General features: G+C 52.3%; 10 protein-coding genes. 3 read left to right on the forward strand and 7 right to left on the reverse strand.

Translation table 11 applies throughout. The annotated features are described in order from the left end of the window. Positions 1–188 precede the first annotated feature (188 nt). The 7 genes from PuT2_RS14255 to PuT2_RS14285 all read right to left on the reverse strand — a co-directional run bounded on the left by PuT2_RS14255 (position 189) and on the right by PuT2_RS14285 (position 10609). Positions 189–1163 (reverse strand): caspase family protein, encoded by a 975-nt coding sequence (locus tag PuT2_RS14255; RefSeq protein ID WP_093971665.1) that lies wholly within the window; start codon positions 1161–1163, stop codon positions 189–191. 9 nt (positions 1164–1172) lie between these two features. Then, the gene (locus tag PuT2_RS14260) at positions 1173–1565 is read right to left on the reverse strand and encodes a TIR domain-containing protein (RefSeq protein WP_093971666.1); all 393 of its coding nucleotides are present in this window, start codon (positions 1563–1565) and stop codon (positions 1173–1175) included. Between the two features lie 279 nt (positions 1566–1844). Beyond that, entirely contained in the window at positions 1845–2564 is a 720-nt protein-coding gene (locus tag PuT2_RS14265; RefSeq protein ID WP_093971667.1) for a M48 family metallopeptidase, read from the reverse strand. Beyond that, positions 2564–5677 carry a type I restriction endonuclease subunit R gene (locus PuT2_RS14270; protein ID WP_093971668.1) on the reverse strand — a complete coding sequence of 1038 codons (3114 nt, stop codon included), beginning with the start codon at positions 5675–5677 and terminating at the stop codon, positions 2564–2566. Before PuT2_RS14270 ends, PuT2_RS14265 begins: the two co-directional genes overlap by 1 nt. Positions 5678–5696: 19 nt before the next feature. Beyond that, the gene (locus PuT2_RS14275) at positions 5697–6899 is read right to left on the reverse strand and encodes a restriction endonuclease subunit S (protein ID WP_093971669.1); all 1203 of its coding nucleotides are present in this window, start codon (positions 6897–6899) and stop codon (positions 5697–5699) included. After that, positions 6892–8616, reverse strand: coding sequence for a type I restriction-modification system subunit M (locus tag PuT2_RS14280; protein WP_093971670.1), 1725 nt, complete (start codon positions 8614–8616; stop codon positions 6892–6894). The genes PuT2_RS14275 and PuT2_RS14280 overlap by 8 nt, the downstream gene beginning before the upstream one ends. Positions 8617–8704: 88 nt before the next feature. Next, the gene (locus tag PuT2_RS14285) at positions 8705–10609 is read right to left on the reverse strand and encodes a DUF262 domain-containing protein (protein WP_093971671.1); all 1905 of its coding nucleotides are present in this window, start codon (positions 10607–10609) and stop codon (positions 8705–8707) included. A 323-nt stretch (positions 10610–10932) separates the two neighbouring features. Here PuT2_RS14285 and PuT2_RS15730 point away from each other — a divergent pair, with 323 nt between their 5' ends. The 3 genes from PuT2_RS15730 to PuT2_RS14300 all read left to right on the forward strand — a co-directional run bounded on the left by PuT2_RS15730 (position 10933) and on the right by PuT2_RS14300 (position 12579). Beyond that, positions 10933–11190, forward strand: a complete 258-nt coding sequence (locus tag PuT2_RS15730) for a hypothetical protein (protein WP_143516201.1) — start codon at positions 10933–10935, stop codon at positions 11188–11190. 88 nt (positions 11191–11278) lie between these two features. Beyond that, complete coding sequence (locus PuT2_RS14295; RefSeq protein WP_216820825.1) at positions 11279–11656, forward strand: complement resistance protein TraT; 378 nt, start codon at positions 11279–11281, stop codon at positions 11654–11656. Between the two features lie 326 nt (positions 11657–11982). Beyond that, entirely contained in the window at positions 11983–12579 is a 597-nt protein-coding gene (locus PuT2_RS14300; RefSeq protein ID WP_093971673.1) for a VOC family protein, read from the forward strand. The last annotated feature ends 15 nt before the right edge of the window (positions 12580–12594 follow it).

Raw genomic sequence — 12594 nt, forward strand, 5'->3', positions numbered from 1 at the left:
TTCAGCGTCCACTTCTGGCCGCCTAGAGTCTGTCAGTGGTGCCTGAAATCGACCCTAAGGGGGAGTCGGCGACACGAAAGAGCGGACGTAAAGCGACAACCGGCATGTAAAAAAAGAGCGAAGCGCCACTTTGGCACGTCCGCGTAGGGTGAACTGTCGGGCATATCCGTTGAAGCTTCTGTACTGTCTTAGATACGACCGCGCTCAACAAGTCTGCGGTAATGTTCCCCTAGGACGGTAAGACGGCATGCTTTGCTCCCCATAGCTGCATGCCACATATGGGGAGCATCTACGGGGACAACTAGGCCAACGCGGTTGTATTTCTGAAGCACTGCAAACTTCGCAGTGTTTACCGGGTCTGGGGCTGAAATCGTTGAATCAGTTCCTTGCCGTTCCGGCTCGAATGACGGATCTAGTGGAAACTGATGGGCTGGACTTGGGAAAAACTCAGTGATTCGCTGAAGTTCCGCCAACGAAATAGGCGGCTGAACGCGTCTGAGTGAGACGAAGCTTTTGACGTTGGTTTTAAAGACAGGGCGCTGATCCCAAGGACCGAGCGACTGATCAATATGGGCATAAATACTTCCAGGAGTCACTTCGCCCACCAGGTTCCCCGCTGCGCCGCCCAGCGCATCAACGAATAGTGTAGTAAATACGCCAGCGCCATTTTCCTCGGTGGCATATTGTTCTGCCGTGGATGCAGTGAGGATTGTTGTGCCTTCCTTGATTTCGGCGAATGCGCTCGCAGCACTGGAAGTGGCTGCTATTCCAGAGTGACAGCTATCAAGAACGATAATTCTATTTCTCGCGCCTGATTGATTGGCGAAGGTTAATACCTCGTTTAAAGGCAGTCCCTCGTCCCCAGATATCGTATCGCTCGCAATTAGATAGCCACCAGTGCTTTCAACATACCCATGGCCGGCGAGATAAAAGAGAGCGATTTCTGACTCACCCGCAAAAAGCTCTTTGATGCTATCGCGCAGAGTTGCACGAGTGACCATGTCAGACGGCCCAGTCCCAGTTAATAGCTTCGTGCCGAAATTGACTGTTCCATCGCTGTTTCGATCGAGCACTGCTTTTACTGAATGTGCGTCATCAACACATCCGTAAAGGCATCCGACTCGTTGGTAGTAGTTGATTCCAACAACAAGTGCTTTGCGCATGGTTTTCTCCTAGCGCCCACCGCCGATTAGAGTCTTGAGATTATCCCACGTCCATTTGTAAAGCTTGTCAGAGGACGAGGCACTATTGGGTTTTGTGCAGGTCTTATCCGAGTATGCGGCTAACAGAAAATAGTCCTTGTCTTTTTCTTTTGCAATATTCAGCTCTGCAGACACGCCTGCAGCCGTGTGGGTATGTTCGCCACAGAGAACGACTACTACATCGATGTTGTCCATGCGGCGCTTCACTTTCTCCTTCCAGTCGCCCGTCATGTGCTCTTTGACAGAGGCGTCCTTAAAATCAAAAGGGCTGTCTTCCAGTTTCGCTTGTCCGGCGAGCATGATCTTGGCTCCCTCGTCGTTGTCGTAGTCGAAGCTGATAAAGACGCGTTTCTTTGTGGTCATGTTTACCCTCCATAATTAGTCTGCGTGATTAGAAGCGGAAGAATTGAAGGTCCCACCGTTTCGTTGACGCTGATTATGCGTGCGTAATGAATTGACCGGCAAGGAATTTATGAGACGAAAGACCGCATAACAACTGAGATATTGCTGACAGCATCGTGGCGCGAGTCCCGCCAGATAGCTAAATTTCCGCTGTGTAAAACAGCGCACGAAGGGCTGCTCTTGGCCGGAAGCTGCCATTCATCACCCCGCTATCCGAAACCGTCCCCTGCTCATCACCCATCAAACCCTCAGCCCTACCCCATTCATCTTCAGCCACATCCTGCACTCCACGTACTCCGGCATCACTCTGGCCACCTCCTTCCAGAACTCAGGTGAATGGTCATGCCGGATCAAATGACACAGTTCGTGGATCACTACATAATCCACCATGCGGTTCGGCGCCATCATGATCTGCCAGTTGAATTCCAGCTTTCCATGAACCGTGCAGCTACCCCAGCGTGAGCGGAAGGTTTTGATGCCAACCCCATGGGGTGTCACCCCCACAATGGGCGCATACCTGGCCACTTTTTCGGCCAATTTTTGTTCAGCCTGCCGCTTGTACCAGCGCACCAGGGCGTTGCGGACCATGTGGGGTTGTTCACTACCCTGAGGCACCTGAATCATCAGTCGGCCCTGAATCAGGCGTACCGGCGTAAATGGGCCATGTTCGACCTTCAGCCGGTAGTTGCGCCCCAGGTAGGGAAAGGCTTCCCCCGACACAAAAGCCTTGCTGTTGGCGGGCGCAGCTTCACGATGCAGGGCAAGCTTTTCCTTGATCCAGGGGCGTTTGCTTGCCAGGATCTGGTCGATTTTTTCCAGTGAAATGTGGCGCGGCACCACAATCGACACTGCACCATCCTCCACGCGAAGGTCAGCAGTTTTACGCCGGTCGGTGCGAATGACTTCAGCAATAAAACCGTTGCCGTCCCGGTACTCGGTGCGTTCGTCGATAGCGACCATTATTGTCCAAACTTCGTTCTGGCCAGTTCCATGAAGCGGTCTTGCAGTACCGTGACCAGATCCTTGTCGTTAAACGAACAGTCCAGCACCGCGCGCTTGATCTCTTTTTTCAGGCGTTTGATTTCATCGGGCTTGCTGAAAAAGTCCACGATTTGTGTGGCTTCCTCGAAAACGGCGACCAAGGCCTGCGTGGTGGTCTTGATTTCATCGTGAACCGCATCGCTGACGGTTTCATCGCCCGCCAGCTTCGTGACTTCAGCCATCAGAATATTGTAGAAGGCGTATTCGGTCGGGTTCAGGCCCAGGTCGTCGGCGGCTTTCTTGTGGTCGGACTCAATGGTACCCACCATGTGCAACAACAGTTCCAGTTGCTGCTCCCACTTGCCATTGGTCTTTTCAATGATGTCACGCAGGCGCAGGCTCAGGGATTTGTAGTATTCCGGGTCTTCGTCCAGGTTGACGGTAATGTGGTGCTTGATGGCGCTTTCAATTTCCGAGGCTCGCGATTCCGGGGATTTGATCTGTTCTACCGCCGTCTTGAAATTGGCGTCCATCAGATCCACGGGTGGGATCTTGGGGTCCACGCCCGTGCTGATGATATGCTCATCGACCAATTTGCGCACCTTGGCACCCGCATCGTGCAGATTCAGACCTGCATCGTGGTAGCGGTTTCGGGCGGCATGCTGCACCTTGCCCCACAACCGTAAATCCGCCAGAAACGGCTGGGCGGCGGCATCGGGCAGAATTACATCCATCTGTTTGGCAAACCGTTTGAAGGCCAGGTCAAACTGCTGGCGGGTTTCTTCATCCTTCAGGTGCAGCACATAGTCATCAATGTCCTGGCTCTTCACGGTTTTGAACACAGCCGCCACGCGGGTATGGGCGGCTTTGAGCTTGGGCAGTTCATCACGCAGCGTTACATAGCTGCCTTCCACATCGTCACTGCTGAACAGGTCCAGCGCCTGGGTCAGGTGGTCTGACAAGCCGTAGTAATCCACAATGAACCCGGCCTGCTTGCCTTTGTAGGTGCGGTTCACCCGCGCAATGGCTTGCATCAGGGTGTGGTCTTTCAGGCTGCGGTCAATGTACATGACCTGGGCAATTGGCGCGTCAAAGCCGGTCAGCAGCATGTCCTTGACGATCAGCAAGGCCGTGGGCTCTTCATCCAGCGGCTTGGTAAAGTTTTTGATGATGTTCTTCTGGCGAGTGGGGTCGGTGTATTGGGCCAGGTAGGCCGGGTCGTTGTGGCTGCCGGAAATGATTACTTCGCACGGTGGCGAACCCAGTTCATCCAGCGTGGTCTTGAACACGGTGGCCGCATGGCGGCTGCCCACCACAATCATGCCCTTGAAACCGTTGGGTTGAATATGTTCGCGATAGTGTTTTAGCAAATCAATGCACACCCAGCGAATCCGGGCCGGGGCTTCGCGTATGGCCCGTTCTACGCCATATTTTTTCTTGATGGCCCGCTTGTCCTCGTCGCTGTAGTCCTTGAAGTATTCATCGAACAGCGCATCAAGCGAATCACCGACCACATCGGTTTTGACCTGCCGGCCCTCGTAGATGATGCGCACCGTGGCACCATCGTCAACCGCTTGATTGATCTTGTACTGGTCAATGTAGCCGCCGAAGGCCTGGTCCATTTTCTGGGTTTTCAGCAGTGGCGTGCCGGTAAAACCAATCTTGGGAGCATTGGGCAAGGCGGCATTGATGGTCATGGCCAACCCGCCAAACTGGGTACGGTGCGCTTCATCGGCCAGCACAATGATCTTGTCGCTGGTGTTCAGGTTGGTGAAGTCACCTTCCTGTTCAGCTTCCTGAAACTTCTGCACCATGGCCGTCACGATGTCGGACGCATCCTTTTGCAGAAGCTCTTTCAGTTCGGCCACCGAGCCCGCGTTATAGACGGTTTCGTTCTGGGCATTGCGAAAGGTGGTGGACAGTTGGCTGTCGAGCTGTGTGCGGTCAGTCACAAACACCAGTTTGTACTGTTGTAACTCCGGGTCGCGCCGCATTTTTACAGCCAGCATCACCATGGTCAGACTTTTACCCGAGCCCTGGGTGTGCCACACCACACCGGATTTTTCCTTGCGGGTGGAGCCGGTCTTGAGCCGTTCAATCACCTTGTTCACGGCGCGGTACTGCTGGTAACGAGCCACTTTCTTGATCAGGCGCCCGTCGATGGGTTCATAAATAAGAAAGTTCTGGATGATGTCCAAGAAGTGGTCGCAGTGGAACAACCCGGCAAGTAGGCGTTCCTGCGAGGTCAGCGTGTCGGGTACATCGCTGTGGCCCTGGGCTTTACGTATGGCGGCTTGCAGGTAGTCCGGTGAAGGTACATCGTCGGTGTGCAATACCGTGGCGGTATGTTCAACCAGGGGCTGGGTGTGAAATTCAACAATCTGGCGGTCCGTCAGTGGCCAGGCGTCTTTCCAGTCGGCGTAATGGGCGGTGCCCGAACTGATAGTGCCTACCTTCGCCTGATCGCGGCAGGTGGACACCATCAACTGGTTGTACCAAAACAGTTTCTGGGCGCCTTCTTCGGAAGACGGATCACGCAGATTGGCATAGCGGCGCAGCTGGTCAATGCCCTGGGCGATGGCATCGGCCGTGTAGGGCGATTTGCACTCGATCACCGCCAGCGGCAGGCCATTTACAAAACACACAATATCGGGAATGATCTTCTGGTTCGGGCCTTCGATCTTGAACTGGTTGGTACACAGGAAATCGTTGTTGGCAGGTGTGTCGAAGTCAATGATCTTGACCGTCTGCCCCTTGCGCCCCTTGCCCAAATCCTGTTCCACCGAGACATAGTTCACCAGTATCTGCCACAGCGCGTGGTTGTATTCCATCAGTCCGGCGTGAACAGGGTGGGTGATGTCACGCACCACTTTGCGCAGGTTCTCGTCACTGATCCAGGGGTTCAGGCGCTTGATCGCCTGTTCCAGACGGTTGACCAGCACCACGTCGCGAAAGTAGCTGCGCTCCGCAGTTTGGGTGGGGATTGTGTCGGCTGCCGGAGCGAGCTGAGCACCCGGAATGTACTGCCAGCCCAGGCGTTGCAGCAGATTGATGGCAGGCTGTTCGACTTTGTGGATTTCGTCCTGGAACATGGCAGTGGGCGGCTGAGAATCAGGCCGCTGCGACCTCCCGAGAATCGAATTTTACCCGGACTTTGCCGGTGAGGAGGTCTTGCATCAGGGCTTTTTTTAAGATGAGGAGTGACTCCAATTTAGCCTTTACTTGCTGAAGTTTTTCATCAAAAGACTGCAACACATCACAAATCCCTTTTTGCTCTTGAATTGATGGGAGCAAAATGGGGAATGCCTTTAGCTGCGTTGAATTCAAACTGGCCAGGTTAGTTGTCTGCTTCGCGCATCCCAAGTAATATTTTTTTCCGTATTCACTGCCTGATAAGTAATTGAAAAACAATGGTAAAAGCTTGGCCTTATTAGTTCTTACAACGAACACATGGTTTTGATGCACGCAGGGCGAAACTTGATTGCGCCAGATAAAACCTCGTCCAAGTTTGTCGAAATCGCCTCCTTCGTTTACCAGTACGTCCTCATCGCGAAGCAGGAAGCGGTCAAGTCTAGATGCTTCGATAGAAATCGTTTTGATTTCAGTAAGATCCAAGTATCCATCCTGAACATTTGCTACTCGTAGGTAAGGGACTTCGATGAAATCACCTGTCAGTTTTCCGTTTTTAGCTACGCCTGTTTGAACGACAGCAATATCTTGAAGAATGCACTCAGACCAACTTGCAGGAATCCTCCCCACCGGCGAATCCTTGAACTCCGTATGCCCAATTCCTTGTGTCAGCAACTCCTGCATCATGCCGGTTTTCAGGTCTTTGAGCTTGTCGATTTGGGCACGCGTTTTTTCGATCACGTCATCGACGGATGACAGGATGGTGGCGATTTTTTGTTGTTCGGGGAGGGGAGGTAATAGGAATTGTGTTTCTCTAAGTGCAGGATAATGCCCTTTGTAACCATCTTGCTTGATGGAGCCATTTAACATATGAAACAGAAATTCTTGAGAAACATCTTTTTTTGCTTTTAAAGGAAAGACGTTTTGAATTACTGAAAATGATTTTCTCATCTGACGAACAAAGCACGTATGGTTTGCGAATGTTGTCAGTGGTGACGATGGAGTACACAAAAAATCGGGATCATTGTTTATAAATCCAATGCACCCAGACTCGGACTGGTCAATTACTGGAAATTTTCCATCTTGATGCACTTGATGCCGGTCATAAACTTTTTGCACTCGCATTCTTGAGTAAATTTCTTCTGCTTCTAGCAAACGCCAACCCTCCGGAATCACCTCACTCATACCCCAACTCCTTCAAATACCCGCGCATCACCTTTTCAGCCTCTGCCACCTGCACATCCAGTTCATTCAGCGATACCCGGTATTTATCCCACCAGCGTTCCAGTTGGGCAATAACCTTGCCATCCACCTCACCCGCCACTTCCCGGATCTGTTCCCGAGTTTCAATCTCAGGCTTGAATTCGTAATACGCCGCATCCCGTTTCACAAACACGGTCGACACATCAAAATTCTCCAGAACTTCCTCGCGCATGTACTCGCTTTCCACTTCCCGTACCGGAATACCGCCATGCAGAATGGCCCGCACATCAAAAATCTCCGGTGGCGGTGAGGTATCGGCATAGCGCCGGATATTCAGGTTGTAGTCATTCTGGGCAATGTCCTCCAGGCTCACCACTTTGGAATACCGTTTAATCTCGGTATAGCCTTCAAACGTGGCTACGATCTTGTCAATATCAATCGGCCGCAGTTTGTTCTGGTTCTTGCCTTCCTCGTACTCCAGTTCACCGTTAATGAACAGCACCTTGCCCCGGCGATCCGCGGGTTTGTTTTTGTTGATGATCAACAAACAGGCCGGAATACCGGTGCCATAGAACAGGGCCGAGGGCAGGCCGATCACGGCTTCCAGCAGGTCGTCGTTCAGCAGGCCTTTGCGAACTTCCTTTTCGCTGGACCCGCGAAACAACACGCCGTGCGGCATTACCACGCCCATCATGCCTTCGCTGTTCAGGCTGGCGATCATGTGCTGCACAAAGGCCAGGTCACCGGCATCTTTGGGCGGCGTGCCATAGGGGAAGCGCCCGTACGCGTCGTTCTCGGCTTCTTCCTTGCCCCACATTTTCAGGCTGAACGGCGGGTTGGCAATCACCCGGTCAAACGTCATCAGCTCGCCCTGCTGGGTATGCTGCGGCTCACGCAGGGTGTCACCCTTGCGGATATCCGCGCTGTACACCCCGTGCAGGAACATGTTCATCTTGCAGATGGCCCAGGTGTTCAGGTTCATTTCCTGACCAAACAGCGACAAGTTGGCCGGGTTTTCACCGTGGCTGGCCAGGTAGTTGCGCGTCTGAATCAGCATACCGCCCGATCCACAAGTAGGGTCATACACCCGCATGCCGGCCGTGGGTTTCAACAGGGCCACCAGCAACTGCACCACTTCAGATGGCGTATAGAACTCGCCACCCTTCTTGCCGGCACTGTCGGCAAACATCTTGATCAGATATTCGTAGGCGGTACCCAGCAGGTCAGGTCGCTCGAAATCGCCGTTACGCAAGCGGTAGCGGCTGAAGTGGCTGAGCAGGTCGCGCAGCTTCTTGTCAGACAGCTTGTTCTTGATGTTGAAGTCAATCGAGACCAACACGCCTTCCAGCGACGGGTTGTGTTCTTCAATTGCTTCTGTGGCCTTGTTCAGTTCCGCACCAATATCGTGCTTCAAGTCTTTCAGCGCATCCCAGCGGGCCATGGGCGGGATGAAAAACGTTTTATCGTATTCGTCCTCATCGTCAGCCAGTGCGGCGGCCTGATCCTGTGTCTTGCCTTTGTCCAGGTAATACTGAACCACGCTTTCACGGGCTTCGTCGAACGCATCCGACAGGCGCTTCAAGAACATCATGCCGAAGATGTAGTCCTTGAATTCAGAAGCATCCATGTTGCCGCGCAGAATGTCGGCGGCCTCCCAAAGAAAGGATTCAAGTTGTTGCAGGGTGATGGGTTGGGTCATGGATAATGGGTCCGCTTAATGCTAAATATGGGTAAAGGATAGCGAGGAATCAATGGCAGGACAAAGGCGCTTGGTCTTTGGCTATACATCAATCAAGAATGACCATCTCTGACTCATCACCATCTTCCTCTGCTTCAAAATCCATTCCCTCTTCAGGCTCTGTACCCGTGTAAGCCTCTTTGCCAATCGCCTTTTCAATAAGTTTAAGCAGGCGCTGCTGGCGGTCCGTCATAAAGGCTTCAAAATCGTCAGTGCGTAGGAGCTTTGAATCAATCAGGTGTGAACCTAAATAGCTGTCTAAACGTTCGCGCCCGATTGCCGGGGTTTTACTATCCCCTCCTTCTAGCTTCGCCAGATATGCTGACGGAGCAACTCCTCCGAGGATTCGGTTAGTTCGATATGACAGAGGAGTCTTGTTAATGATGGAGTCGTAGACTGCCGGCCTAATGCCCTGCTTCTTGCACCAGTCTTGAGGAAAGATGTGGTGGATATCTACATTCTCGCCAAAGAAAACGGTGTGATCGAATTTTTGGCCAGATCGAAAATCTTGCGCCCCTTCTTTCATAAGCAAAGCGTTCATGCCTTTGTAAGCGGCAGAAAGTCGCATACGCATCGTCTTCAAGCGATCAGCACGGAAGATGGTTTCACTAACAGTGGTTGGCTCAGGGCCGCCACTCAACCAAGCGGGAACCTCGATAAAGTCTTTGGCAATTCGGGTTTCGACAGTTGAGCCATATAACTCACCGAATACCCCATTCCAGTACCAGCGGATGAGCTTAGCTCTGTAAGCTTCGTGCTCCCAATCATCTCCAATTTCAGTCAAAATCGCTGCTAGAGGCACAATCTGTGATTGATACGGCAAATCAAAAATACGGTAGATGTGCAGCATATGCAGAAATTTGGCTGCTCGCACAAAACCCTCTTCCACCTGCCTCTCGTACTTTTTGTAAGCAACAAGAGGAAGGTTCAGTAGTGCTTGCCGATTCGCGGTGACGGCAGGCAGCTCCTTACCCTGTTTACCAGCAGACTGAGCTTCCAGCCGTCGGTCACGAGTATAAAAAAGAGAAATTGCCTGAAGGAAATCAGTGTTGCTGACTCTGGCAATGATGCCCTCTTCAGCGCCAGCTGAGCGCAACGTGCTCACAAAGCGCTGATGTCGCCCTGGGTAGTTATGGTCTCCGTACCAGTCTCTACGTAGCTGATGGCCGTCCGCAGCATACATTGCTGTAACCAACTCAAAAGCATCCAACGGCTTGCCACCAGTGTTTACCTTTTCAAAAACAACGCAGACAGCTTCTTTGGTGGTTGATCGGTCTAGCGAGATCACCGGTACACGGTAGTACTTGAAATTTTCCAACACCTCTCGCTTGAAGATGCGGAAAGTCTCACGCACGGAATTATGGGCATCACCCTTCCAATATTGATCGAATCCGTCTTGCCAGCGGTCCCAGTCAAAAACATGCGTAACAGGGAAAAGCAGCGCAGCATATTCATGCTCAGGCGTAGAAAGATCAAGGACCACATCACGCCCGAAGTCTTGTCGAATTTTCTTATCCTCTGGAACACCAATGATGGCTTGTTCTCTGTCGATGGTTGGGTCCAGTGCTTTATTGATGTCAATATAAAACCAACGCTTGACCTTTTTTTTCTTGGGCGTAACCGTCTCCACAACCTTATTTCGCAGTGTTACCTGATACAGCGAGGTCATGCGCTGCTGTCCATCTAGCAGAAGCGAGCGAGGAGTTTCATCTTTTGCATAAGGGGGGGCCCCTTCAATTGGACGAGGCTTAAAGTTAACATCGCCGCCAGTATCCAACGTCATTAGCGCACCCACTGGGAACGCTCGGGAAACTGAAGCAAGGAGACTTTTGATGCGATCCTCATCCCATACCCAACTACGCTGAAAGTCAGGTAGCTGTATGACACCCCGGTCGCAGTCTTCCAGCAGCTTGTATAAGTCGTAGGGGTTTGTCTGAAAAGTCGAACCGGCCATCTGAGTCTCCGCGATAGATTGGCCGATTATTCTGATCGCCTAATTATGAGAGGCAAGAACAGGCGGCACGCATCTATATAAATGAAACCATATGCTACCACTGGCCCTGTTGAGGTTGTACCGAGGCAAAGGGTGAATGTAGGAGTAGCCCAAGTTCCTAATAAAACAAGCAGGTAGCAGCTTTCGGCCACAACCCGCCGTTCAGCAAGCTCGTTGGGCAAAAAGCACCCCTGAGACGATTGCACCGCGTATTCCAGATTTTCTCACTCATATATCACCCCCTGGAGTACCCACCAGTCTGACGCAATTCGCCAGGAGCATCAATGAATCAAAGCCCCTCCCCTCCTCAGCCCAACACCCCTTTTCGTGTTCGTCCTCCTGACCCCATCGACAAGATCACCGGAAAACATGGCCAGCTGCATGCCCTGCCGACCAGTCTTCATGCCGATGGTCTTGATAACTTCCTCGGTCTCTCCCCAGAACTTCAAAACAACTTGCTGTGGCTGGCGGCCGAACTCACCCAGAACATCAGAGGTACGGTCACGCAGTTGCCCTACCCCACTCCATGCCGCTCCGCCTGACCTGTTCACACTTCCTACTCGTACTGGCCCTAGAGTTCACCCTCTGGGGCCTTTTTTATGCCGCCTTCCCTATCCAAGGATTATCAGCATGACAACACCACCCAACCAAAACGCGTCTGACTTTATCTATCGTTCGAACAGACCAGCTAGGTGCCCGCTGTGCGAATCACCCAAAACCCGACTCAAGAATCACGGCAAAAAACTAGGTGGAGCGCTCGGTACCTGCGCTGGCGTCTTCAGTGCGCTGGCCGGTGCCAAAAAGGGTGCCAGTATCGGCGCCTTCATGGGGCTTCGCGCGATGGCCTCATCAACGCCCCTTAACGGGGTTTCGGCTGCAGTACTCGGTGCCCTGGCAGGCGGTACAGTGGGCTGTGCAGCAGGTGCTGCGTTGGGTCAAGCCGTAGACGAAACAATGCTGAACAACCACATGTGCCGCACGTGTGGCCACACCTTTCAAACCTTTTGAACTTTTTCGTATGGAGAACCGCTATGGCTCACCTCGTCGAACAAATGGCCGACGTCGGCCAACCACCTCGCCATGGCTTAGGCAAGCAACTCAGTCCAAACCAGCTGAGGTCTGGCAGCAGCAAGCCGGAATGAACTGGGACATCAAAGAAGCCCCCGTTCAGTTCATGGATAGCGTTGACGCCACTCAATCACGCCTGATCACCTTCCCACAAAGCAAAGTGCTGTAGCGCACCGACACCTGCACACCCCTATTCACTCTGGTTTATATTGTTCGAGGTGACTTGGTCACTATTTTTTCTTTCAAATATTTTGGGAGTAGCGTCTATGAAAAGATTCACCATGGCTACCGTATGCACGGCCTTGTTGTTGTCCTTCAGCAGCGTTTGGGCTTCTGACGGCAAAGCCATTCCGGGTGTTCGCGGCATCGACCACATCGGCTTTACCGTACCCGATATCGAGCAAGGCGTTACTTTTTTTCGTGATGTACTAGACTGCACCGAGGTAATGAGGTTTGGTCCATTCAGTGACGATAAAGGTACTTTCATGCAGGACCTTGTCAATGTCCATCCTCGCGCTGTCCTTCATCAGATCGCAATGATGCGCTGCGGTAATGGCTCAAATATCGAGTTATTCCAGTACAGTTCGCCAGACCAAAAGAAAGAATTGCCCCGAAACAGTGATTATGGCGGAGCTCACATTGCCTTCTATGTTGAAGATATTGCGGCTGCTGTAGAGAAGGCGAAGGCCCTTGGGTTGAAGACCTTTATGGGGCCTTTCGAACTTAAAGAAGGCCCAGCGGCCGGCCAATCTATCAACTACGTGCTGACCCCCTGGGGCATGCATGTTGAACTGATCAGCTACCCCAATGGCATGGCCTACGAAAAAGATGCAAAAACACGGCTCTGGTCACCAGAGCGCTGAAAAGCCCATTAATTC

Origin of the sequence: Pusillimonas sp. T2 (assembly GCF_002236805.1) — a bacterium.
In the GTDB taxonomy this organism is placed as follows: domain Bacteria; phylum Pseudomonadota; class Gammaproteobacteria; order Burkholderiales; family Burkholderiaceae_B; genus Neopusillimonas.